The 24,637-nt window shown below is 34.4% G+C and carries 17 protein-coding genes; 12 read left to right on the forward strand and 5 right to left on the reverse strand.

The window, feature by feature from the left end; all coding sequences use genetic code 11:
• The first annotated feature begins 23 nt into the window (after positions 1-23).
• Entirely contained in the window at positions 24-428 is a 405-nt protein-coding gene (locus EHQ43_RS14735; RefSeq protein WP_135771584.1) for a thiol-disulfide oxidoreductase DCC family protein, read from the forward strand.
• On the opposite strand, the gene EHQ43_RS14740 is transcribed toward EHQ43_RS14735, so the two are convergent.
• The gene (locus EHQ43_RS14740; protein ID WP_135771585.1) at positions 425-1,888 is read right to left on the reverse strand and encodes an ArnT family glycosyltransferase; all 1,464 of its coding nucleotides are present in this window, start codon (positions 1,886-1,888) and stop codon (positions 425-427) included. The two genes, EHQ43_RS14735 and EHQ43_RS14740, sit on opposite strands and share 4 nt — an antisense overlap.
• 118 nt (positions 1,889-2,006) lie before the next feature.
• Between EHQ43_RS14740 and EHQ43_RS14745 the strand changes: the two genes are divergently transcribed.
• On the forward strand, positions 2,007-3,152 hold the full coding sequence (locus EHQ43_RS14745; protein ID WP_135771586.1) for a phosphoesterase: 1,146 nt from the start codon (positions 2,007-2,009) through the stop codon (positions 3,150-3,152).
• Positions 3,153-3,264: 112 nt separating this feature from the next.
• Here EHQ43_RS14745 and EHQ43_RS14750 read toward each other — a convergent pair whose 3' ends face one another.
• From EHQ43_RS14750 to EHQ43_RS14765, 4 genes are read right to left on the reverse strand one after another with little or no spacing between them, the layout of a single operon-like run.
• The gene (locus EHQ43_RS14750) at positions 3,265-4,470 is read right to left on the reverse strand and encodes an LIC_12337 family protein (protein ID WP_135771587.1); all 1,206 of its coding nucleotides are present in this window, start codon (positions 4,468-4,470) and stop codon (positions 3,265-3,267) included.
• Positions 4,471-4,473: 3 nt separating this feature from the next.
• Positions 4,474-4,677, reverse strand: a complete 204-nt coding sequence (locus EHQ43_RS14755) for a hypothetical protein (protein ID WP_135742428.1) — start codon at positions 4,675-4,677, stop codon at positions 4,474-4,476.
• 42 nt (positions 4,678-4,719) lie between these two features.
• Complete coding sequence (locus EHQ43_RS14760; protein WP_135771588.1) at positions 4,720-5,637, reverse strand: DUF4384 domain-containing protein; 918 nt, start codon at positions 5,635-5,637, stop codon at positions 4,720-4,722.
• Between the two features lie 2 nt (positions 5,638-5,639).
• On the reverse strand, positions 5,640-6,362 hold the full coding sequence (locus EHQ43_RS14765) for a FecR family protein (protein ID WP_135741358.1): 723 nt from the start codon (positions 6,360-6,362) through the stop codon (positions 5,640-5,642).
• A 121-nt stretch (positions 6,363-6,483) separates the two neighbouring features.
• Here EHQ43_RS14765 and EHQ43_RS14770 point away from each other — a divergent pair, with 121 nt between their 5' ends.
• The 10 genes from EHQ43_RS14770 to EHQ43_RS14815 are packed head-to-tail and all read left to right on the forward strand — an operon-like array spanning position 6,484 to position 24,620.
• On the forward strand, positions 6,484-8,022 hold the full coding sequence (locus EHQ43_RS14770) for a TolC family protein (protein ID WP_135771589.1): 1,539 nt from the start codon (positions 6,484-6,486) through the stop codon (positions 8,020-8,022).
• Position 8,023: 1 nt separating this feature from the next.
• A complete protein-coding gene (locus tag EHQ43_RS14775; RefSeq protein ID WP_135771590.1) occupies positions 8,024-9,388 on the forward strand; it encodes an Ig-like domain-containing domain in 1,365 nt (454 codons plus the stop codon).
• Positions 9,385-9,906, forward strand: a complete 522-nt coding sequence (locus EHQ43_RS14780) for a hypothetical protein (RefSeq protein ID WP_135741361.1) — start codon at positions 9,385-9,387, stop codon at positions 9,904-9,906. The genes EHQ43_RS14775 and EHQ43_RS14780 overlap by 4 nt, the downstream gene beginning before the upstream one ends.
• Entirely contained in the window at positions 9,903-10,427 is a 525-nt protein-coding gene (locus EHQ43_RS14785) for a hypothetical protein (RefSeq protein ID WP_135741362.1), read from the forward strand. The genes EHQ43_RS14780 and EHQ43_RS14785 overlap by 4 nt, the downstream gene beginning before the upstream one ends.
• Positions 10,424-11,038: a hypothetical protein gene (locus EHQ43_RS14790; RefSeq protein WP_135771591.1), complete on the forward strand. Its 615-nt coding sequence runs from the start codon at positions 10,424-10,426 to the stop codon at positions 11,036-11,038. Before EHQ43_RS14785 ends, EHQ43_RS14790 begins: the two co-directional genes overlap by 4 nt.
• Positions 11,035-12,432, forward strand: a complete 1,398-nt coding sequence (locus EHQ43_RS14795; protein ID WP_135771592.1) for an efflux RND transporter periplasmic adaptor subunit — start codon at positions 11,035-11,037, stop codon at positions 12,430-12,432. The genes EHQ43_RS14790 and EHQ43_RS14795 overlap by 4 nt, the downstream gene beginning before the upstream one ends.
• Positions 12,429-15,401 (forward strand): efflux RND transporter permease subunit, encoded by a 2,973-nt coding sequence (locus EHQ43_RS14800; RefSeq protein WP_135771593.1) that lies wholly within the window; start codon positions 12,429-12,431, stop codon positions 15,399-15,401. The genes EHQ43_RS14795 and EHQ43_RS14800 overlap by 4 nt, the downstream gene beginning before the upstream one ends.
• Entirely contained in the window at positions 15,398-18,067 is a 2,670-nt protein-coding gene (locus EHQ43_RS14805) for an efflux RND transporter permease subunit (protein WP_135771594.1), read from the forward strand. Before EHQ43_RS14800 ends, EHQ43_RS14805 begins: the two co-directional genes overlap by 4 nt.
• Before the next feature lie 33 nt (positions 18,068-18,100).
• Positions 18,101-23,989: a TIGR04388 family protein gene (locus EHQ43_RS14810; RefSeq protein ID WP_135771595.1), complete on the forward strand. Its 5,889-nt coding sequence runs from the start codon at positions 18,101-18,103 to the stop codon at positions 23,987-23,989.
• On the forward strand, positions 23,979-24,620 hold the full coding sequence (locus EHQ43_RS14815; RefSeq protein WP_135771596.1) for a hypothetical protein: 642 nt from the start codon (positions 23,979-23,981) through the stop codon (positions 24,618-24,620). Before EHQ43_RS14810 ends, EHQ43_RS14815 begins: the two co-directional genes overlap by 11 nt.
• The last annotated feature ends 17 nt before the right edge of the window (positions 24,621-24,637 follow it).

Here is a 24,637-nt window from a genome sequence, read left to right on the forward strand (position 1 = left end):
CATATTGGTGTGAAAGGAAAAGTATGCCACCGGAAAAAAGGAAAATTGTATTCTTCGATGGGGTTTGCCATCTATGTATGGGTTCAGTTCAATTTTTATTAAAACAGAACAAAAAAGAATCCTTATTTTTTTCGGCTATTGGTTCACAAACCTTTTCAGATCTAATCTCAGAAGGCGAAAAAAATTCATTACCTGATAGCATCATCTATTGGAACGAAGGGAAAATTTTTGTGGAATCGGATGCCATTCTTGGTATTGCGTATGAGTTAGGATTCCCATGGAATCTAAGTTTGATCTTTTGGATCATTCCAAGAGGGTTACGCAATTTTTTTTATCGCTTCATTGCCAAACATAGATACCAGTGGTTTGGCAAAGCAGAAAGTTGTATGGTTCCTACTCCTGAAGTGAAACGACGGTTCCTAAACTAAGGATTTGATCTCACAAGTCGCAATTGTAAAGTTTTGTTCCGATCATATACATATAGGGAAATCGGTTCGCCTAACAATTCTAGTTTGATTCCCATTGAGTCTAACATAAGTCTGTCCGATTCTGTTAGAAGTATGGTTCCTTTTATTGTCATAATTTCATCAAACCCAATTTCTTTTATGGGTTGGTGTAAGTAAAAAGCAAAACTTGGAATACCTAGACCACCAAACGAAAACAAGGTCTCATTTGGTTCTAATGACTTTTGAATTGTATACGCTAATTTTTTTGTTTCTGTTCTCATATCGCTAAATTTTGGTAAAATCAAGAAAGTAATGATGAAAATCATCACTAAGGAAGTTGTTAGATACAATCGGTACAAATAGATTTGGTTGTGTTTCTTCGACAACTGTTCAGCAAGTAAAATAGATAAGATTGGATATGCGCTTAAAGGATAAGAAGGTAACTTACTCGATAAAAACTCATAAAATACCCAAGAAAATACAAGACCAATCATCAAATAAGAACGTGGTGACAGTGGCAAAAGAATTCCATTCCGAAAGGATGAAAAAATTGAATCTTTGATAGTTTTGGCATTCATATGAGAAACTAATCTCCAAAACATTTCTTTTAAAAAAGAAAGATAGACACGGCTCCAAGGGAACAATGTCACAACAAATAACACAAAATAGGTGCCTGGTGGTCCCGATTGTCCAAACACTGGGTTTGTGGCACGTCTTAGAATGTACCAGTCAATCATCCAACGAATCAGTGTGCCTCCATCTTTTTGCCAGGAGAGATAACCCCATGCCAAGATTGGTAGTATTGCCAAAGGTAAACCAAACCATGGTTGCAGTTTCCATATGGTGGGTCGAATCTTTGAAAAAAATAACAAGAGAAAACAAGTTCCTCCTAGAAATATCAATATAGGAGGACCTTTTGCTAGCACTCCGAGTCCCACTGCAAACCAAAAGATACAAGCATAGAACCATTTCTCAGTTCGTATAAAATGGTGTAGGGAGGTAAATCCAAGCATTCCAAAAAACACTAACAACGAATCAACGAGTGCTATTTTACCATTTAATGGAAAGTACAAAGAAAAACTTAAGATACTAAAAGCATACAGTGCGGTCCTGCTATTGAACATAACAGAAGCTAGATGGTATGTTAGGAGTGAAGTTCCGAGAATACATAAACTTGGAAACAGTCTCAATACGAATTCGTTTGTACCGAAAATTTGGAATAAAAAAGAAATGATCCAAAAATGCAAAGGAGGTTTTTTATGTGGGGTAGAATATGGGAATTCTATTTGTAAATAATCTCCTGATTCGGACATGGTCCTTGCAAAACCCGCATAAGCTGCTTCATCCTGGTCGATTAAGGGTGAGGCATTACCAAGTAAAAGATACACCACGAAGGGAAACAGTAGGATTAAAAATGTACGTTTTGGAGTGAAAAATGTCACATTCCTAGAAGGAAAACCCTGCCTACCTTGTCAAAGCCAAATTGATCGATTGGACTTTGTATCCATTTTGTAACAAAACTGGAATCAAAATGGAAAATAGATTTTGTAACATTATCCTATGTTACTGCACGTTCCAGGGCCCACTCTTACATCTGAAGAGAAACTCACAAGGCCTTCCCTTTGGAAGTATCGATATCCTTTATTTGCCCTCGCCCTTCTGGGTATTTTATGTTTTTACCAATTGGCAGTCGTTCTTTTACTCCGCAAATCGCATTCACAACAAACAAAACCATTTTCAGGTACGTTAATTTCGAACCCCTACCAAAACTGGAAAGTAGGTTCTCGTGAGAAAATTTCCTTACATGCACACTCTGATGAAGTATGGTTCACACCAGAACGACATACAATCAAAGAAATTGTAGGTGAATATCAAAAAGAAGGTTTTTCAAATATCGCTATCACCGACTACGGACAAATTTCAAATACCGAAGACCCAAACTATATCCGCGGGATGGAATGGGGACAAAACATTAAAAAAAGACATATCCTGGCAATTGGGATCCAAAAAGCATTTTATGATTTTTTCCCGATTTATGCATCCAGAGAAAACCTGAATTGGGTAATGGATCGTATGAAAAAGTTAGGTGGTTATGTAATTTTACCACATCCCAAATTATTTGATTCTTATTCCAGAGAAGAAATGTTATCTCTTGAAGGTTTTCAAGCTGTAGAAGTATATTCTCCATATGGCGATGATACTAAGATATTAGATAACCTTTTGAGTGTTGGGAAAAATGTTCATTGTATGGCAAGTGATGATCTACATTATTTTTCAGAAAGTATTGTAAAAAACTTTGACCAACCATTCTGGAAAGACATGATCCAAACTCTTGGCCACCAAAGAGGTAGGAAAGGGGAAAGTTTTTTACGTTACATTGTTACAAATTCGGGAGTTAAAGACCAGGATGCCGTATTGCAGGCATTAAATGAAGGATCTTTCTACTGTGTGAAAAAATTCTTTCAAGGTGCAGAGGATCCAAAAGTTCCAGAAATCCATGTGAATGCCAAAAACCAAATCCAAGTGAAAGCTGAAGAAAGGTATTTGGAAATTCGATTCATAGGAAAACTGGGAGAAGTGTTACAAATTAGCCCCGATACCAATATTGCCACTTACCAAATACAAGAATCAGATCCTTATGTGCGAGTGGAACTGATTGCTTTGACAGGATCTATTGTGTCGAATGCAATCATAAGAAACAAATAAATTTGGTCTTTTCGCCTCGTTCTTGGAATTTGTTTTGTTAAAATCTATAGATTCTGTTCCAAATTCCAAGTTTCATTTTGTTATACTGAGATACCGTAAAAATCACAAACGATCATTTAAACGATAAATTTTGAGCAGATCCGTCAAAGGCATCAAAGTACGCTTTGGAAGTTTCTTCGTATTGTTTCACTGTGCCGAGCGCAGCTTGGCCTGCAATACTTGCTCCCAAGGCAACGTAGGTTCGATTGAACGCTTCGTCGACTGACATAAAATCAGTCCCTCCTACAGTGGGGCTCGGATAATCGGCTGGAACTTGGTCTGCGGTGAGTTGGTCAGTCACATACCCATTGATATTAAAGATTCCATACGAAAGTTTTGCTCCGGCGAAACTAGATGCTGGTAAATTGCAGATTGTTTCTGCTTTTGTTGCCAGTGTCGTAAAAGTTGCTTTTGCTGTTGTTTGGAAGGGGGAATCAAACTTTTGCATATAGGCTAAAACATAATAGATATTATCACTACCACCACATGCAGTTTTCAATTGGTCTAATCCAGCAGCACCCGATGGATTGATTTCTTTTAATTTTGTAAAACTCAATCGAACTACCGAACGAAAACAAAGTTGTCTACCTGAATCCACTTCAGTTAACACCACACGACCATGTTTACTGATCCACGAAGCATTTTCTGGGCCATTTCGCCAAGTATAGGTTTGGAATTTGGTTCCGTAAACAGATTCGTTTCCAGTGTAACTTTCGGTGATCACATCTCCCACATTAGCGAATTGAGGGTTCCCAAAATCAACTAACCGGTAATAGACGAGTGCACCATCATTTCCTAATGTAGTACTCGGATCATCAAAAAATAATTGTAGAGAAGGGGTGGAAGCACCAGTTTTTTTGATCTCAAAAAAATGATTAAAAGTTTTGTTCCCAGTGTATGCAGTGGAAGCGATATTTGCCGTTGGTGTATTGATTTTGATGGTAAGTGTTGCGGAACCAAATCCGCTCAGATTGACATTGGTTAAAACATCGGTCCTGGTTTCTCCTGGATTATTGAAGTAACCTGCATTTTTTAGAGCTAGGATCAAACTATCGATGATGCCAGAGTTTCCACGTGCCCAAGTGGCAGATTGCCTCACAAAACCCCAGTTATCTGCACTTGTGGCAGACCAAAGTTTTTCTGATCCAAAACCTATATGAATCGTTTCCGCTAACATTTCAGAAAGGATGGTGTGAGAGGATTTTCTTGTTTGTTTGTGAAAGTCGGAAAATTGAAAACTAACACTTAAAAATAAAAAGAGTAATAGGAGTTTTTTCATAGTCTATTCCGCAATTCCTTTGGGAATACAAATTGTAAACCCAGACTTTGGGCCCGTGCAACCTGCTGCTAAATTGTAGCTCCAAATCGACAACAAAAGTGCATTTAAGACATCCTTATCTTTTTTATCATCTTTTTCAAACAAGGAACAAGATACGAAGATACTGACGAGAAAAATTGTTAGTAGTTTGGAAAGTAAAGCTCTCATACCTGATATAACAACAGGTAAGAGAGGTTTTTGCAAGGAAATTTAACGAGATAGGATTTCGTATTCCCATTCGGTCACAAGACTCTGTTCGATGGGAGAGGTGAGAGTCGGTGGAGGAGTTAGGGAACGAGCTAATGTTTTCGTACCTGTCACAGCAGGTGGTAACAATCGGTAAAAGGAATCTTCCTTTTTGCCACGGAGTTGGAATTCTTTCCATTCTTCTCTTGTGACAAAGGCACGGATGCGGTCTTTAGACGGTGTCTCTGAGGCTTTGAAAGAGATTCGTTTGTCTGGTATGGTGACTCGTTCCCCTTTTCTCACAAAATTATCATTTTGCATTTGGTTTGGGAAAAGTAAAACAGGTTCTCCCTTTTGGTTTTCAGGGATAAGGACCACGTAAACATAATTGTCTTCTGTGGTTTCAATTTCAAAACGAATCGGTTCACCCGCTACATAAGTAGATTTGAGAGAATTGATTTTTACTTGGGAAGTGGCACTTGCTCCCGTGTGGGAAAGAGCTAAGTAGATATTTTTTTTATCTAAGTAACTTAAGAAATCGGAAACAAGGGTTTTCGAAAGTGATTCAGGCAGTGCATTGCGATATTCCAAAGTTTCGTGTAAAACATCGACAAACGAAATAAGCGCCTGACCATCTTCCATGGATACAAGAAGCAACTTATCCACTTGGGTCAATGCTTGGAGATTGGTTTTTGTTTCTTCCGTTGCATCGCCACGTTTGTCAAATTCCCATGTTCTTTCTTCCGTATCCGGAAACGTGACAGTGACGACTCCTCTACCTGTGGATTGGATTTGTTCTTTGATAAAATCACGTAAGGTTCTACTCTCATCTGTGGAAGGGTAAGCTTCCACGGCAATTTTGTAGACTGGTGTTGTGCCGATCCGATCAACAGAGAATATTGATAAGATGGCAGCCGAGAAAATGATCAAAAAACGTTTCATGATTAACCTTGGCCTTTGTAGTCGTTCATGATCTGATCATTTTTTTCGTATTGTTCTTTGATGCGTTGGTAGTTTTCTTCTTTGATGGCTTTGAACTGTTCGAAGATGTGCATTTTTTCTTTCACAAATTCATCTAAAATTTGTTTTTTCAATTCTTTGCCAGAGACAACTACTTCTTCATTTTCACGCACTAAGGTTTGTTTGCCTTTTTTATCAGGACTGACTGCAACAGTACCTTCATTCACATAAACTCCCGTTTCAACATCTTTTAATTCTTCGTCTTCACCACCTTGGTTCGGAGTCGCAACGAGGAATTCTGTCCCACGGACACCTGCCACAAAACTTGGGTTGACAACGCTGAGTTGAGCGTCACTAGGTCCGCCGTTTGCAGGTTTATGAGCTTTTACGAATAATTTTCCGCCAACTAAATTGAGAGTCGTGGATTTTGTTTTGGGATTCAGTAAATCATCAATGCGAAGTGAAGAATATTTTGAGAGTCGGATGGTTGCTTGTGTAGCCAACTGGATTTCGCAAGTTCCATCTTCTGATGTGATGGTATCGCCCTTTTTTAGGACACTCCCTAATTTGACTGGCTCTTTTGCTTTCTTAAAACGTGGGCCGGAAAGGTAATTTTTTCCTTGGATGAAACTTACCACTCCTACTTCATCAGCAAATACGGTGGTGGCGGTAAGGAAAAACAAAAAGAAGGGAATCAAACGAATCATGCCACTTTTATAATGTATAAGCGTTCGCTTACAAGCCAAAAATGAGAAAAAAAAATCAAAAAAATACCTACAATTCCTAGAAATTAGAACCAATATCATTTTCGACCACCTATCTTCTGATATGTGGCGTATATTTGGAACCTCTCTTTTGACCTTCTCTTTCGGAGTAGTATCTTTGTTCGCAAATGAGCTATTGTTATGGGAAGATTGTATTTGGATAGGACTCGAACGAAATGCACAATTGAAATTGGAAAAAACGAAGCAAGGATTATTCCCGATTTTACTGAATGAAAAATGGAAACAATATCTTCCTAAATTAGGAGTTCATTATTTTGGAATTTTCTCTAGGAACAGGGAACAATTGGACCAAGAATACCGAGATGTTCGGCTTCAAATCCAACAATTATTGTATGATGGAGGAGAAATTGAGCGAGAAAAACAAAAAATAGAAATCAAACAACTCATCCAAGCAGAAGAAAAAAAAATCCTACGGGAAAAAATCATTCAAACGATCTCTCTTGCATATTTGCATTTAAATAAAAGAATCATAATCGATTCACTTTATGATCTAAGAATTGAACGATACCACCTAGAACAAAAGAAATTAAATTTAGAAGTTCAAACTCAATTAATACCAACATTCGAATCCAAATCAATCAAACAATGGGAACTAGATTTTTTTGCAAAAAGGATTCATTCACAAGCATTAAAGGAATCATCGATTCTCGAACTCAAACAAAAGATGTTCCTTGATCCCAACGAAAGTTTGGCATTGGAACCTGGAATTACTGAGAGAATAGAAATATTCCAACCGACCTCTTTTCCAATCGAAGTGGATATGAACCACCCAATCCGAAAAAAAAATAGGTTACAATTTGAACTTGCTAGCTTGGAAGAAGAGTCTTTAAACAATGATTGGAAACCAAAACTGGTATTAGGCGGTTATATAGGTAGGAATGGGAACTATGGTTTCCCGTTACAAAATGAAGTGTATGGAGTGAGTCTGGGATTTCAGACGAACTTGGGTGGGTCAAGTTTTGTATCCAACACTCAAAATGGATTCCAATCCGAAGGGAATGGAATCCAAAGGATTCCAGGCTATGGGCCCCAAGCAGTTGGTCCTGGAGAAAATGGTTTTCAAAGTGGAACCATTGGAATTTTCGATGAAGTGGGTCGTGAGAAAAAACGGTTTGATTCTCAATTATCACAATTTCAAATCCGTTTGGAAAAAGAACAATCCGAACTAAACTTAAGAAATAATTCAAAATCAATCGAAGTAAAGTTAAATGAGGAATACAAACAATATTCTTTATATATGGAGTTTGTTAAGTTTGCATTTGAATCTCTCAAACAAAAACGAGAGGAAAAAAAATCAAACCTCATCTCGGAATTGGAATATTTAAAGGCGGAAGAAGAGGTATTTGTCGCCTTAGAACAAAGTATCGAACATTATTTTAATTACATTTCGACTTCTTTAGAATTGGTGATTCTTTTGGGAGAGGATCCTTTTAATAATCGTTACTTCCGATTACATAATTCAAAATTCCATAGTGATTTTACAATTCTACTCAGAGATTGGAAAAACCTATTGCCAATAGAAAATTTACAAAAGAGGGAACCAAAAAAACAAAAACAAACCCCATTCCTATTGGAGGAATGAAATGAAAACACTTCAAATTGTATTTTCTATTCATTGTATCTTTTTCATTTTGAATTGTCATTCCAAATTGGGCACATCAAAAGACTGGCTCAGTTTGTTTGTAAATGAAAACCCTCCGAAGGTAATCTCTTTTTCTCCAAGTTCTGGGAGTGAATTTGTATCTCCCAAAACTGAAATTACGATTCTTTGGGACCAACCGATGGAAATTCAATCTTGCGTAACTGCCTTTTCTCTAGAACCAAATACAAAAGGTATATTTGATACCACAGAGATTACGTTAAAATTTATTCCTAATCAAGATTTGTTACCAGGCGGGTATGTGATCCGTTTGACGAAACAATGTGAAAACAAAAAGGGAAAAGATTTGGACCGCGTTTATTCCATTCCATTTCGAGTGGGGGCAATTGAATCACTTCCAAGTCCATCGATAGATTTTTTATTAATTTCTACAGGAGATACCGATGAATGTCTGTCAGGTGGAAATATTACCAACAGAATTTTAGAAGAAGTGAACTCTGCTTGTGTGGGAATTCCTCATCCTTCTCCAATTACAATTCGTTTTTCAAAACCAATGAATGAAAGAGAAATACAATTAGGGTTACGATTAGAACCATATGTTTCCTATCGTTTGGAATGGTTAGAGCCAAACTTAGTGCGAATCGTATTTGATGAGTATTTAGAGAGCCAAACTCGTTATCGATTGATTTTAGCTTCCGGTGTATCTGCGTTAGATGGTTCAAAAATTTCCCAACCGATTCAGTTCGATTTTTTTATGGGGGAAGGTATAAAACCTCCGGAAGTGATCGGCTTTGGTGTGGCATCACAAAGTTGTGGTTTAGGGATCCAAGAAATTGGTTCGATCACAGGTGCTCGTTGGGATAGTGGCACTTGCTTTTGGAGCCGAGGCCTTGCGATTCTTAGTCCTCATTTTTACCAATTCCGAGGAGGGGATGATGGGAGTGGAGAAAGTGGAAGTCCTTCTGCTTGTGCAGATGTAGCAACTGACAATATAAAACTTTTTTTTGATCAATATGTAGATCCAATTTCAGTAATCACTTCCAGTCGTTTGACAAAAATTTCGCCGCCAACAAGTAACATTCGTTTATCGACTTGGGAGTGGAGTTTTTGCCAGACTGTATATCCATATGGTTGTCGTGAAGTTACCTATTCATTTGCAGAAAGTGAAGCAAGTTGTAATGGTTCTTTATTTGGGAATAATTCAACGGGTGGGGATTTTAATTTATCAAATTCTGTTTGGGCTCCGAATTTTTATCCTTATTATGAATTTCGCCTAGATACAGAAGTTCGTTCAGTAACTGGGAAACGAATGAGTTCTCCTTTTGCGATCCAAATGGAGGCAAAATGAAATTCTTTCTTTTCGTCGTTATCCTTTTTTCAGTTTCCTGCTCCCTCTTTCGTGAAACAGTTGGATACCAAAAATTTTCTATCCCAAGTGGGAAAACAATCCTTTTGGTTCCCACTGTTTCCTCATTTTACTCAGACCAACATACACATGAAAAAGAGATTGTTTTGCAGATTACAGAAGAATTAGAAAGATATGGGTTTTTAGTCATCCAAAGAGATACCTTACATGAATTCAAAACATTCCCTGTTTTAAAAGATCACCTGGTTCAATTTGAATCTAATCTTTCACCTACAAGTGGTTTAAACGAATCGAAACTTACTTATTGGTATGGTATTGCAAGCGGATTAGACATCCCAATTGTTGTCTTCATTCGTTTCCCACATCTTGAAAAAACAAATGTTATATTCGTACGATTAATGTGGACTCATTTGCAAAAAAAACAAACAGAGCGTTTCGATTGGGAATGGAAATTTAATTCACCACTTCCTTTTTTGCGACTGATGGAAGGAGATTTATGAAATGGTATTCAATGAAAGGCATTGTTACGTTAGTTTTTGTCAGTTCATATTTCTTTCTTCACTGCAAACCGAATGAAACATTTGATCCAAAGGAATACAAAGTTGTAAAAGAAGCCTACCAGTCTGGTCATTTAACAGTAGTGCAAGTGATCCTAAAAGAACGGAAAAAAGAAAGAGAACTTTCCTTTGAGGAAAGGAAGTTATTTATGAAGTCGTTATTTTATTTAAGTGAGTGGAAAGACTTTTTTAATGAATGGAAAGATTTAAAGGAGAAAACACCGGAGTTAGTTTTATATTACTTTAAAGCCATAAATTTATCCAATGAAAATCAACAAGTCAATGTATCAGAAGAACAATCTCTAGTGGAACTAATGCCAATATCACCAGAAGCATGTTTGGTGTATTTGCAATGGAAAAAAAATGTTCGAAAACCATCTCAGATAAAATTATTTCGGGCCCAAACAAAACAATTCAAAACCCTATTAGATCGAATGGAAAAGGAGTTGGATCACAATCTATGATACAATATCTAAACTTTGAAATGATCATGAACTTACTAAAACGATGTAAAAGTTTTTGGGGAAGTTTTAAAAACAAAGATTGGTTTTATTTGATTTTATATACTTTAATTTATTTGATTCATTGTTTAGTTTCCTGGCAAGATTTAACGAAGATTAACTCCCAAATCGAATCTGAAATGATTTTGAGGAATGGGTTTGTTTCTTTTTGGCATCTCTATCCGTATCATGTCTTTTCCGTGTATTTGATTTCAATTTTATATTTATTGTTTTCGTATCTAATTGTTTCTGTTTTTGCCAAATTAAAAATGATACAAATTCAATCTAAAATCACTTCATTTTACATAACTCAATTTAACCTATTTTTTTTCATCATATGTATATTATACATTGGAAATGTATTATTGGGAATCTTTAGCGATACCGAAGTGTACACAGTTTTAGTTTTATGTTTTTGGATTGGGACGTACCTTATCTTTGTAAATCAAAATGGTAAGTTATTTAGAAATCAGGTTCTATTAGAGTCAGGTTCGGTTTTTATTTTTTCGAAATGTATTGGTTATATGATACCAATCCTTTGGACTTTTATCCTTCTTTTACTCATAAAACGATGAAACAGAAATTTTTGTATCAATTGAGAGCCAAACTAAAAGGATTTCTTTCACTTCTAATTTTATATGGATTTATTTCGTTCTCTTTTACTCAATTTTCAAATGAACAGATTCGTATCCGCTTTTTATATTTAACAAATTTGTTATACCATGATTTTTGGTTGTTTGCGGAATCGAAAGTTTATGCAAGTGAGTTCGAGAAAATTTCCCCAATTTTTAAAAAACCTTTGGTTAGAGAGGTGAGTGTTTCATTTGAATTTCCCGCCATCGTAGAAGCAACAAAGGAATTACAATTACAAAGCAAACATTCTGGCAGAATCCAAAAAATACATGTTTTAGAAGGGCAAACAGTAAAAAAAGGGCAATTGCTTGCTGAATTAGATGATGAATTACTTAAATTAGAGGGCGATAAATTAAACATTTCACTTGAAGTATCGAAGGCAAACCAATTGATTAGCTTTGAGAAATGGAAACAAGCAGAACAACTCATTGAGGTTAAAATAAGAGAAATTGATAAAAAAACAGAATTGTTGCAAGTCAACGAATCGGAATGGGAACTAAGTAAAGATTTAAGAGAGAAAAAAGAAATTTTATGGAAACAAGGCTTTGTTTCATTGTCAGAATTAGAGAAATGGAGGCTTGACGAAGAAAATAAATTTAGTATTTATAAAAATATCAAACGAGATCGTAATAATTTATTATCATTACTTAAATTAAATCTTGATGTTGATGATATTGGTGCATCTGACAAACTAAAAGTTTGGAAGGAAAAAAACACTCTTATCGAAAGAACAGAATATGAGCTAAGTCTCACAAACACAAAAATTCTTGAAAACCAAATTAAATATAACAAACAATTGGTGGCCGAATCAAAACTAATTGCACCAAAAGCTGGAAAGATTTTAAAAATTTATTTAAAAGAAGGGGAATTAACAAATCATCTTCCGTTCATTAGTTTGATTGAAAATGGAGATCTTTCCATTTCCTTTCAAGTTGGAGAATCAGATCTAAATTTAATTTTGCCAGGAAAAAAAGTGGATTTTTATCCTAGTTTGAAAGGTTCACAAGTTGCATCAGGAAAAATACAGAATGTAAGTGGATACTTGGAGCCAAGAACACATGGAATTGGTGTCAAAGCGAAACTCTTTCAAAATAATGGTTCACTTTTGACTGGGATGTTTGGGACTGCAAAAATAGATTCTGATATTACAAAGGAAATTGTGATTGTTCCCACAAAATCAGTTTATGGTGATGATCTTTCCGGTTATTATCTTTTGATTAAACACGGAGATTCAATAGAAAAACGATTTATTCAGTGTAAGCCATATAATGATTTCGAAATGGAGGTTTTCACAGGGATTAACGCAGATGAGTTATTTCAAGTGAATACCAAATGAAACCAATCGATCAATTGGTCTATTCTTTTCGTAAACACAAACATTTGTGTTGGGTTGGACTTATTTTCATCACGGTATCGATATTTTTTCGAATGGATCAATTAAAGATCCAATTATTGCCAAATCTTTCTCCACTTAAATATTATGTAACAACTTCGTTTTCTAATCACTCGGCAGAAGTTGTAGATCTTACTTTAAGTTTACCGATGTCGAATCGGATATCTTCACTTAAGTCTGTAAATCAAATCAAGACCTATTCTAGCCATGGATTTTCTCGTATTGAAATTGAATTAAATTTGGGTTCAACAAGTTGGGAGTTTAAAGAAGAATTGTATCAACTTTTGTTTGAGTTAAAAAATGAACTTCCATTAGGTGTCGGACTTCCCAAGGTTTCGAGTGGAAAAGAATACCAGAATCCATTTTTTGAATTTACGATCAAAAAGAATACGTTTCTAAGTAAAACTCAATTTTTTTATCACATCAATCAAATGAAATATAAAATCGAAAGGATTCCTGGTGTTGTGGAAGTAAAAAAAATGGGGGATCACAATCCAACGGTGATTGTTTCTTTGAATGAGTCAAAACTGAGTTTGTACCCAATTAAGTTAAGTGACCTGGAATACCAATTCACATCGGCAATCAAAAGTGGTTCACTTGGAAAGATATCGGAAGTAGATCAGGAATCTGAAATCAAATTTGATTCTGAAATTAAATCGTTAGATGAGATTCAAAAATTTCCATTCCATTTTGGAGATGGTAAATGGATTCAATTAGAAAATATTGCCTCTGCTTCCATCGTATCTTTACTTTCTGATGAGATCGTTGAAATCAATGGTCAAAGATCGGTTTATTTTGCGGTATATGTAGACTGCTCCAAAAATCCTTTGGAGATTTCGAATCAAATCCAACAAATTCTGGAAGAGTATGATGATACACTCCAGCCGAAAGTTTATTCAGATTCATCAATTGAATTAAAATCACAAATTTCACAGTTTTTATTTTTTTTGACCCTCAGCCTTTTTTTTGCTTCATTATTTTCATACTTAATGTATCGCCAATGGTTCCCTGTAATTTGTTTATTGGTTTCAGTATTATTTTCTCTGATATTTTTCTTTCATTTGTTGGTTTCTTTTTCTCTCTCAGTCAATCTATTGAGTTTGAGTGGCATTTCAGTGGGAATTGGAATGTTATTTGATGCAAATAACTTAATATACTATTCTATCCAATCGACGAATACACAAAATAAGGATAAGGTAATCGCAGTTACCAATGGGATTTCTAATGTTTTCATTTCTTTATTTTCTTCTTGTTTAACGACAATCGTTGTTTTATTTCCATTGTTGTTTTATGCACATGAATGGAGGGATTTTTTTTATGACATAGGTTTGAGTGTCATATTGTTAATATTATCTTCTTTGTTTACCTCAGTTACAATTGTACCCTTATTTTTTCTTTCTTTTTCTGGATCCAATGGAAGATCATTCCATTTTTTAGAAGCTCCTATTTTCAAAAGGATCGTAAAGATAAGTTCGAATCGATTACAAATATTGATTATATTCGTGATATTTGGGTTTGTATTGATTTCGAATTTTAAATGGGGTTTTAACAAATTTCAAATCTTTCCAAAACCAAATCCAATTGGGCAGTTGATCCAAGTGTCACCTATGGAAAAAATTTCCATGAAAGAGGAACGTTTTATAATCCAAGAAATACAAAAAAAATTCGAGCAGGATTATCCCAATCAACAATTGCTTATTTTACCTTCTTTTGAAAAAGATGAAATTGACGCTAAACAATTCGCAATTCCCTTTCTTTTGAAATGGTATGAGTCGGATTCTGGATCAACAAATGATACAGAAGTTTTTTTTCCAATCAATGCGAAACGTTGGAATCTAAAGCGGATAAATCTCCAATCAGAATTGGCACTCTCACTTCCATTTCTACCAACTGATTCTGTTATGGTTTTTAACGAGCGCTGGGAGAAGTTGGTGGAATGGATGGAAACAATGTTAGTATCAAATTTGAATTTAAATTCAAAGGGAAAGTTTGCTTCCATTCCGAACGTGATCCAAATAAAGGAATGGAAATCTAATCTTTTTTTGAATCCGGAACTATTACCTGACCTTGATGATTTGAAACAAAAAGTTCTATTAAAAAATACACCAAAATATATTGGAATGTTAGGGATCGAGAATCCTATACCCATTTATTTTGAATTACTTGGTTCCAACAATTTCAAATCCGAGAAAAACTCAAACCAGCTTCCAACCTTTAAATCTCATTCAAAAGAATCGATTTTCCCTGATGCCTTATTTAGAATGAAAGAAAAAAAAAGTTATTCCGAATACAAAAGAGAAGCTGGAAAGTTTTATATAGAATGGTTAGGTGATCTTTCGATAGAAAAAAATCTAAAAGGCTTAGAAGAGGAGGGCTTCCAATATAAGATTCGTTCAGAAAAGAATGAGACAATTTCATTTTACTGTATCCTATTTGTTTTACTTGTATTTTCATTTCTCTTCATCTACTTAGTGTTGGTAGGAATTTTCGAGTCATTTTTACGACCTTTCATTTACCTTTCTATTAGTCTTTTATATTCTATAGCGGTCTTGTTTTGTTTGGTGATTTTGGTACCAGAAATTCATTTTGGTCATTACATGGGACTTATCGTATTGATAGGATTATCTTTAGATAGTATTTCATTGTTTGGTGAAAGGTGGGAATATTCAAAAAATATAAAAAATCGAAAAGAAAAAATACAGAAAGTGTTAGAGTGGTTAACGAAACCAATTATCTTGAATGTTGGGACTACATTCTTCGGTTTACTTCCTGTTGTTTTGATTGTATTCCCTGGTTCCGAATTTGTAAGAGCGATCGCTGTGACTATCTGTATCGGAATTTTGGTTTCTTTGTTTTTTATATTCAAAATTTACCCGTTGGTATTTCAAAAATATCTTAATTTGAATGTATGAAACATACTTTCTTAAAAAAATATTTTTATTATATAGTCTCTCTGTTTGGTTTTGTTTTTTTATTTTCAGCTCTTTTGCTTAGAGAAATCAATATAGGTGATTATCACGAAAAAAATGATGAAATCATTTTGACCATCACACAAAATTGGCCAAGCAAAACTGCATTTCAGGTTGAAGATAAAATTACAAAACCCTGGGAAATGATTCTCAAATCGGTTACTGGCTATTCAGAATTAAAATCGGTATCTGATTTTGGAAATGTAAAATTATTTTTAAAAAAGAATCCAACAATTGAAAAGCAAGAATTACTTCGTTTAATTCGTAATGTTTATCTATTGAATCAAAATCAATTTCCAAATGAAGTTCACTTCCCAAGATTTGTTTATGAAAATCAAAATGATGCATTCGTAATTTTACTCAAAAGAAAATCGGAAATAAAACTAACATCTCTAGAAGAATTAAAACAGAAGATTATAAAAAGTAATTATGCTGATAAATTAGTTTACCAACCAAAATTTGAGAGTGAAATTCAGTTAGAAATGAGAGAAGATTTTTTGTTGGAGGTTTCACGTCCTTCATTATCAGAAATTTACCATTCCATACGTAGTTACTTTGATGTGATCAGTTTTGATATTAATGAAGAGAAATTCTATTTCCGGGATTATCCAGAAAAGTATTTGGAGTGGGAAAAGGTTATCTTGCCATTTAGAAAAATTGGATTTGTCCCATTAAAACGAATGGCAGATGTGAGTTTGAAAAAAGTTCACATAAACCGAAATACTCGGGTGAACGGGGAAAGTTTTGAATCAATACTTATCCAGACAAACACAGTGTTTAAACAATTGTTGCTTCAGATGTATTTGAAGAATCTATTAGAAGAACATGATGATTGGGAGATCGTATTTACAAGCCATGAAGATTTGGTTTGTCATATTAAAGAATTTTTGTTTTTTTATCTACTAATTGATTTTTTTATTTTAATCTACATTGGTGCCATCAGAAAATTTTGGTTAGAAGCAACATGTATGGTTCTATGTTTTTTGCTTCATGTAATTGTGCTTTTCTTTTTTCTTTCATTGGCTCAGTTTCCCATTGGAAATTCTGGAATTGCATTATTGTTTTTTTTGAAAATCTGTTCTCCCTTTATCCCATGTGAACGATGTTTGATTGTTAAAAAACAAATTTATTCTCTGATTCTGTTTTTATGTATTTGTTTGTACTACCATTGGATTCCTCTTTCTATCATGGTTATTTTATTTATATTTATAAATGGAGTATTGATATACCCTTTATTTTACAAATTGCCCTTCATATTGATAAATCAAACCAATCGAAAGATTAATTTAAATCAGAACTTAAAATTACCACTCATTCATCGCATCTTATTTGCGGAATCAAAATCTAATTCAAGATATTCAGTGATTTTATCTGGAATATTGATGATGATTTCAATGATTATATCTTTCAAAGACGTAATGGCTCCATTCCCTATCTTTACAAATATTGGATCAATCCAATTGGCTCGATTGGAATTTCCAACTTATGCATCGGAATCAGAAATGAATCGGATCACTAAACAGGTGGAAGAAACAATATTGGATCACAAATTAACTAATTTACTTGTAGTGACTCAAAAAAATTTCCGTTCCGATTTTTATATAAAGTTATCGGAATTTACGAACATAAACCAGTTTAACTCACTTCCTACTGAAATCGGATATTTCCATTTTGTAAATGGTAAGAATGAAAAACAAATGAATGTTTTACGATTTACAAATCAAAATTCTGAGAAAATGGAATCTTCAATGAAAAAGATTTTACCATGGTTAAAGAGCCAAAAGGAAATCGAAGAAGTTGTATTGGGTTTTCAACCTTCGAGTGAAGGAATTGAATTCCATACCAATCCAACGAGTCGTGTTCAGATGGGTTTGGATATAGATCCGACAATAAAAGAATCTAGTTTCATTCTGAATCCGAGTGTTGTCGGGAAAATGTATTTGAATGAAGCCCTTATTGACGTAAAATTGAAAGTGAAACAAATTTTTTCAAAGGAAGAGTATTCCAAACAACCTGTTTCCGATGGGAATGGAAATTTTATATTCGGGAGTGCTATCAGAGAATCGAACGTAATTCAAAATTTTGCAAGGATCTACCATAAAGAAACAGAGCCAAGTATGGAAGTATTTGTTAAAGGAAATGATGTCGATTGGGAAAAAATAGAGAATGGGTTAAAGTTCATTTTAAAAGATGATACAACTCTTTTTGTTGAACGTAGTATAACCAATACCGGAGATCTGCAATTTAGACTACTATTTCTCGTTCTATTTATTTCAATTTTAGTCTATCGCCAAAAACATACCAAAGAGTTTATTTCTTTTTTGATAACAATTTTAATGGTTTGGAAGTTACAAAGTGTAATGTTTGCGCGAGACTATTTACAATTTACCATTGTAATTTTTAGTTTTTTGTTTCTTAGACTTAAGTTTCCTAAAGGTTTCATCCGAATTTTATACACCAATGTATTTTTCCTTGGGTTTCTGACTTTGACATATATTCATCCTTGGAATGGAGGAGTGTATCTATTTGAGTCGATGTTTTTGGTATTTTTATTTGGTTTCATCTATCTAAAATTAAATGATCGTTTCTTAAAAATAAAAACCAGTTAAAGACTTTTTTACCTATTAGAACTGAGGTTCTTTATGGTAAATTTTCCCACTTGGTTAAGAGCCATTTTTATTTTTAAAGTTTTGATTCTTTGCCTATTTTCTAAAGCACTATCTTCACAGTCGATCCTTGATACTTGGGTAATTCCGGAATACCAAACTTCTGATTATGCGGAAATGTATGGAAATGTATATTTTTCTCATTCCTTATCAGAATGGGATTACCGAGTGGAAGATGTATTATCAAATTCGATAGTTGCTTGGCAGGAGGAAGCTAATCGTAGAATCGAAGAAATCTTGATACAAGAACAGGGGGAAGATTTTTTTATTTCCAACGATGGTTATCTTGATGAAAGAAGAAGATCTTTGTTTTCTGAAGTTACAGTTTTTTATACTGAATGGGAAAGAGATCTGTTAGATGATTATTTTGTCAATCGCGCTTCTTTTTTGGAAAAATTGGAATCTGGAAAAATTGATATTCTTTACTTCGAGAGATTAGGGAAAGAGTCAATTTATGAATCGTATACCAAGGAAGAGATTAGTCTGCATGAAAATAGGGAAAAAATTTTAAGAGATGCGGAAGAATGGCAATACAATTGGGATAAATCCAGACAAGAAGGCCTCGACTCCTTTGCTAATTCTTTGGAACGTTTGGAGCAAGATTATTTACTTTATTTGAATTCTCTTCAAGAAACTGAAAACCAATTTTTTATAAATTTACAGGCAATTAACGATTATAAAGATACAGTTCATTTTGCACTTTCTAATATGATCGATCAGATGAAAACAGGTTTGGATACTTCCTGTGAAGTGATGAGTGGTTGCCAATACAGAAATCATGACGGTAATTTAAACGAAGCTGGGAAAATATTTTCAAAATTAATTCATGATATCTCTGAGGAACTTGTTTCTAGCAAAGATAATCCAGATTTGATGTTAACTCAAATTGCATTCAAAATAAATGATTTTTTAAAACAAGAGTCAAACAAAGCCTTTTCGGAATATAATTATTATCATGACAGAATTTTAACTTACCAAACCGGATTTGATTTAAATTTAAACAATACGAAATCAAATTTTAATTTAGCCGCAGCGGATTGGTTACTCAGAAATCAAAATTACCATCAATTATCATCTAGTGTCAAATTTGAAAATTGGGGCTATAATCCAGGTGAAGTGGGAAGTTTTTCTGGTATATCAGATCCTGAACTCCAATCCATATTCCACTCGATCCACCATTCCAATTATAGTCGTTTGACTGATCTCCTAAATGCCAAACTAGGTGAGAATCGAAGGGTAGAATCGATTCTCGGTGCCAACTTATATACAGATGCTTATCATTTTATCAATAATTTAAGTATCGCAGGTTTGTATGTTCCTTTTGATAGGGCCCATCATGTCCAAGGCAATTTATTGTTAGATGGTTTGCAACAGTATGGATATTGGAAAGCAGAAGTGAATTTGTCGATTTTTACTCCAGGAACCTATTCTTATCAGATGGGTGCGATCGGGTATTCTGTATTGTATGAATTGTATGATGAAACATCCAACCAATCTTCTTTATATTGGAATTCAAATTTCTCTCAATTAAATAATCAAAACCAATATTTCGAAACAAAGATGTTACCTGCGATTAGTATTTGGGAAAATAAAGTAAAGGAATATGCTGATTCATTTCGCAGTTGGTCGAATTCTAAAGAAGATTTAATTGAACAAGCTAAATTGGATTTTCAAACCAATCGAATCAATTTAGAAAGATCGAAAGAAAATTGGATACAGAAACTTGAAGAAGAAAATATAAATGGATGGAAATCATGGAGTGAATTGTATCAAACAGGCGATCTTACTCATCCAAAACCTAATCCAACACAGTTCAAATTTGTATCCAATTTGACCTCAATTGGAGATCATTCGCAACGAGACAGATTTCAAAATCTTTCAAACTTAGAGGAAAATATGTTTGATATCAAAGTTGGGGATTCCTCTTTGATTGATAACTTGCAACGAACAATCTTAGGTGTAAATCAATATGCTTCTGTGATACAAATCAATCATGAACTTGAAGATTTTCAAAAATTAGAGCAAAAAAAACTCATCAATCAATATTCCTATGGATTAAATACAGAGTTTATTGGAGAAAGAAAACTTTCAAAAGAAGAATCGATTCTCATTGGTGCGATTGAGCATTCAAACCTAACAAGCGAAGAACAGAAAAATTTTGGCAAATGTTATGAAAATCCCAATTCTGAGAAATGTAAAGGTTTGTTGAAAAAGGAATATGAGATTACGAGTCAAAATACGAACGGTACAATCACCATCAGCAAAGATATCTATAATGGGATGTTAGGTGCAAAAGATACTTCGGGTGAGTATAGTGCATCAAAATCAACGATCAGCAAACAAGTAATTTTAAGTACAATAGGAAAACTACAAAGTGGTGATCACAAGGATTTTTTTACGGAATGGTCAGCAGATGATTGGGATACTTTGCAAAACCGAAAAAATCAAATTGCTAATGATTTTGTTATTAATTCCATGAAATCCGATCAAAAACAATTGGCTTCTACTTTGAATGGGATTGAAACTTTAAATCAAAAAAATTATCAAAACTTTTTAGCAAAAAAAGAAACCCAAGACAATGTAGATTCTTTTGTGCAAGAGATGGTTATTGCTTATTTGACAGGTGGATTGAGTGGTGTGAAAGCATCGTTATCAGCAAAAGCAGAATCTGCAATCAACAACGAGATTGCTAAAACTTGGATTAGGGCAACTGGCGGAAACGAACAGGACGTACAAACGTTTTCAATGGCTGTTGAATTTATGAGAGGTCGTCTCACAGCAAATAAGATCAAATCAAGAGATAAGTTTGTCTCAATCAAAAATCCAATCCAAACTCTAGAAACTATGGTTGGCAAATCATTGTCGTATACAATGCAAACGATAGACCAAGTAACTGATGGTTTAGCAAGTGTTCCCGTTAATTTGGCCTTATCAGGTGTTATGGCTGTCACCAAAGAGTTAGTTGGAGATAAGCGATTCAATTTAATTAATCAACAAATATCAGGTGCAAATCATCGTTTGCTTGAAATAAAGAATCATGAGGAACAATTGATTCAGAATGGTATATCGCAGTCAATAGCCTTAGGGACAGGTCTTCCGATGGAAATGGTATCTCAGTTAGTTGGAGATACCGTTGGACAAAGGAATGCAAAAAAAGCAGATCAATCCATGTCTAAAAATTTGGTATCTGATTTAGGATCACAAATTACTGGTGCCATTGGTGGAATAGTGAAAACAGCGGTGATAGCATTAGGTATCCCCGAAGATCAAATTTATGAAACAATGACAAACGCACATTCGCTGGTAAATGCAAGGAATTCAAATCATAACTCGGATGCAAAAGCAAACTTTGGTTATACCTTACAAACTATGGGATTACAGGCCAATTGGACCAAACATCAAAGTTCATTTTTGGATTTGAAAGACCAAAAATCTGTCGTTAAGGAAATAGGAAAATCTCTCCTTTCAAAGGAAATTGCAAAAACTTCTGGATTGGATGAATCTTTCATAAAACAATCATTAGATGGAGTTTATAACCAATACCAAAAAAGAAAGTCCGATAAAAAAGCCCAAAATACTGCAATTAGGCAAACCGCCGTGAATGCTGGTTCAATCGCAATTACATTGGGTGCAAGTGGTGTTTGGAGTGGGGCAAGTTCTGCACTTTCTAAAGTTGGTAAAGTGACAAACGTACTCACTCGGGGTATGATCCCTGCGACAGCGAAAGTGGGACAAGTTGTCGCGTCTAGTTTTTTACAAACAGTTGCTGGAAGTCATGAAGGTCCAAAGGGTGCCGCTGCAGGTTTTGTCAATGGTTCTCTGGTTGGGCTAACTGAAAAGATTGGAAAAATTCAATCAGGTATGCTCGAAGGGATGAAACCAGGGATTGGTGTAAGTTACACGGAACAGAATGGATTGGGTGGTTCTTTTGGTATTGGAAATTCTATTAATAATGTAAGTCTTTCGTTTTCAAAAAAAGGGAATACCTCATTACAATTTTCACAAGCAATTGCGAAGGGGATACAATTTGCGACTGAGTTGACAACCAACGATTCTTGGAAAGTAGGTTTCAATTATAATCCAACAGGTGAAGGTCCAAGAAATGATTGGAATTTTTCCATGATGTATGATTTGAAAGGTTCAGGTCTGAGTGGTAGCATTGGTTATACGGAACCAAAAACCAAACTTGGACTGACCAATCATATTGACAGTAATGGTATTTCTACATCATCAGAATTACATGGAGTGAGCTTAGGAACAAATTCAAAAGAAGGATTCCAAATAGATGAATTCAATTTTGTCAATCAAAACATAAATTTAGCTCAAGATGGAAGTGATTTAGAAGATCAAAATGGAGTTACAATCGAAAACGAAGGCGAGAGTCCACTTTCTGATTTAATTGGACAATTAGGTATGGTCGGAGGTGTTTTGTTAGGTGGATTTGGAATGATGAATTTGGTAAGGAGTCGTATGACTGGTGGTAATAGTAGTTTCCGAGGTGTGGGAACTGTACTGAATCCATTTTCATTTCAATCCTCTTCAGATAAGTCATTGTTACTTCGTTTTACAGACTCAATTAAAAATCGATTGTTTCATTTTGGCGAAACAGCGAGACGATTTGCAGATACAATTTTACCAAATAAAAAATCAAAGAACAACGAAACTACTCAAGAAAAACCTTCGAAAGAAACAGATCGAATCACAAAATTAAAAACTAATATTCTTGAAGAATATAAAAAAGATTCAAGGCTTGATACAGAAAAAAAACTTTATGAATTAAAACAAGCAGGTGTGGATACTACGGAAATCGAAGCAGAAATTAAAAAGAAAAGGAATGGAAAAGATGTACCCATGTCGAAGGCAGTAGAGAAATCCTTAAATGAATATAAACGCCTGAGGGAATCTCGATCTATTCGACCAATCGGATCGGAAACCCCTGTATTCATATCTTCCAGTGATGCTCTTTCAAAAATAAACGTCGACTATGATCCCAAAAAAGAAACAAAACAAGCCTACTTTCAAAGATTAGGTGATGAAGTATGTGCTGCAACCAAAAATGTTGATCTTTCTACAGATGAACTAGTCGCCATACATACCGCTAACGTGGCAAAACTATTAGGCGAAAACCTAAAAAGCAAAATAAAATATGGGCAATTTAAATTAATTGATGGCAAAGAAGATGTTTCTGCTGTAAATACGGTAGATGCTGATGGATTTAGGCAGACGTTAGAGACAGATTGTATCCGTTACATTGGAGCAGTTTTGTATGCCGCAGGCCTTACCGATAAGGGAAGTTTTGCCAACCTTAACACAGATGTTTATTTAACACCTGAAGAAATTGAGAGGATGAGTGCAGAATTCAAGGCAGGGAATATTCATAAAAACGGTGTCGAATACTTCCGGCAAGCAGGTGGATTTTCGACATTGGTATCAGAAAGGCTAACAACGGAAAAGGATTTGATAGCACATAAAGGGAAAGGAGAGATTCCCGAACTAAAAGTCGGTATGATTGGGATCACAAGAAAAATGGAATCTGTGGATGGAGTAGAAAAGAAAACAATGAAATCCGATCACATTTATATCGTGATTGGTAAAAAATTCAATCCAGAATTAGGTGTAAATGAATATCTGATTTCGGAATCAGCTGGTGGAACAGGGATACAAAATCGATGGATTAGATCTGAAACAAATGATGGTATTATCAAGAATTTAACTCAAAAATACATAGAACAAAAAATGTCACAGAAAGAAATTGATTTAAAAATATCAAAATTAAAAATTCCTAATATTTACTCAGATTATTTACTTCGCTCTGAATATTATGAATTAAAGTCTCAAAGTAACATAGGAAATGATGAAGTTTAAAGTATCGTTATTGATTGTATTAGCTTGTATCAGTTTTTGTAAAGAAAAACCAATTGCAAATGAAAAATACGAAGATCCTTTCTTTGTTTCTGACGAAAAAGAATGTTTTTTGGAACCTGAACTCAATAGTAAATGTATTTCCAAGCGAGAAGAATTGAGTTGTCATAAGATTTTGATGGATTTACTTGATTCAAAACTTGAAAATATAATGTTTAATAAATTATGGATAGGAGAAGACCAGCAAACTACATTTTATAATATTGATTCGAATGGAATGTTTGAAATTTTTGAAGGAGGACCTGATAAAGAACCGAATCAGCGCATTCAAATAGGTAAGGGTAAATTGTTTTTACAGAAAAAACAATGGTTTTATGAGCAAACTTGTAAAGATAATCTATGTAGTAGTTTCAAAATCCCAATAGTCTATTTGCATTGTACGATTACGAAATCTATGAATGAAAGTGAAATTCGTTTAAAGCTAGACTTCGGAAATAGAGAATTTATACCACGCGATGAAATCGAAAACGACAAAAATTATAAATTAATTACGTTTATCCAGGAAAAACCAGTACCTAACCAAATTTTTAACGGCTTCACTTCCACCAAAGTCCCTCCGATTCCTTCAAATTAAATCCTAAAGAAACCTAA

The organism is Leptospira bouyouniensis (assembly GCF_004769525.1).
GTDB lineage: Bacteria > Spirochaetota > Leptospiria > Leptospirales > Leptospiraceae > Leptospira_A > Leptospira_A bouyouniensis.

What these genes read in the sequence shown, in the direction of transcription:
- EHQ43_RS14735 (WP_135771584.1), top strand. Translation starts at nt 24, where the DNA reads ATGCCACCGGAAAAAAGGAAAATTGTATTCTTCGATGGGGTTTGCCAT.
- EHQ43_RS14745 (WP_135771586.1), top strand. Translation starts at nt 2,007, where the DNA reads ATGTTACTGCACGTTCCAGGGCCCACTCTTACATCTGAAGAGAAACTC.
- EHQ43_RS14750 (WP_135771587.1), bottom strand. Translation starts at nt 4,470, where the DNA reads ATGAAAAAACTCCTATTACTCTTTTTATTTTTAAGTGTTAGTTTTCAA.
- EHQ43_RS14755 (WP_135742428.1), bottom strand. Translation starts at nt 4,677, where the DNA reads ATGAGAGCTTTACTTTCCAAACTACTAACAATTTTTCTCGTCAGTATC.
- EHQ43_RS14760 (WP_135771588.1), bottom strand. Translation starts at nt 5,637, where the DNA reads ATGAAACGTTTTTTGATCATTTTCTCGGCTGCCATCTTATCAATATTC.
- EHQ43_RS14765 (WP_135741358.1), bottom strand. Translation starts at nt 6,362, where the DNA reads ATGATTCGTTTGATTCCCTTCTTTTTGTTTTTCCTTACCGCCACCACC.
- EHQ43_RS14770 (WP_135771589.1), top strand. Translation starts at nt 6,484, where the DNA reads ATGTGGCGTATATTTGGAACCTCTCTTTTGACCTTCTCTTTCGGAGTA.
- EHQ43_RS14775 (WP_135771590.1), top strand. Translation starts at nt 8,024, where the DNA reads ATGAAAACACTTCAAATTGTATTTTCTATTCATTGTATCTTTTTCATT.
- EHQ43_RS14780 (WP_135741361.1), top strand. Translation starts at nt 9,385, where the DNA reads ATGAAATTCTTTCTTTTCGTCGTTATCCTTTTTTCAGTTTCCTGCTCC.
- EHQ43_RS14785 (WP_135741362.1), top strand. Translation starts at nt 9,903, where the DNA reads ATGAAATGGTATTCAATGAAAGGCATTGTTACGTTAGTTTTTGTCAGT.
- EHQ43_RS14790 (WP_135771591.1), top strand. Translation starts at nt 10,424, where the DNA reads ATGATACAATATCTAAACTTTGAAATGATCATGAACTTACTAAAACGA.
- EHQ43_RS14795 (WP_135771592.1), top strand. Translation starts at nt 11,035, where the DNA reads ATGAAACAGAAATTTTTGTATCAATTGAGAGCCAAACTAAAAGGATTT.
- EHQ43_RS14800 (WP_135771593.1), top strand. Translation starts at nt 12,429, where the DNA reads ATGAAACCAATCGATCAATTGGTCTATTCTTTTCGTAAACACAAACAT.
- EHQ43_RS14805 (WP_135771594.1), top strand. Translation starts at nt 15,398, where the DNA reads ATGAAACATACTTTCTTAAAAAAATATTTTTATTATATAGTCTCTCTG.
- EHQ43_RS14810 (WP_135771595.1), top strand. Translation starts at nt 18,101, where the DNA reads ATGGTAAATTTTCCCACTTGGTTAAGAGCCATTTTTATTTTTAAAGTT.
- EHQ43_RS14815 (WP_135771596.1), top strand. Translation starts at nt 23,979, where the DNA reads ATGAAGTTTAAAGTATCGTTATTGATTGTATTAGCTTGTATCAGTTTT.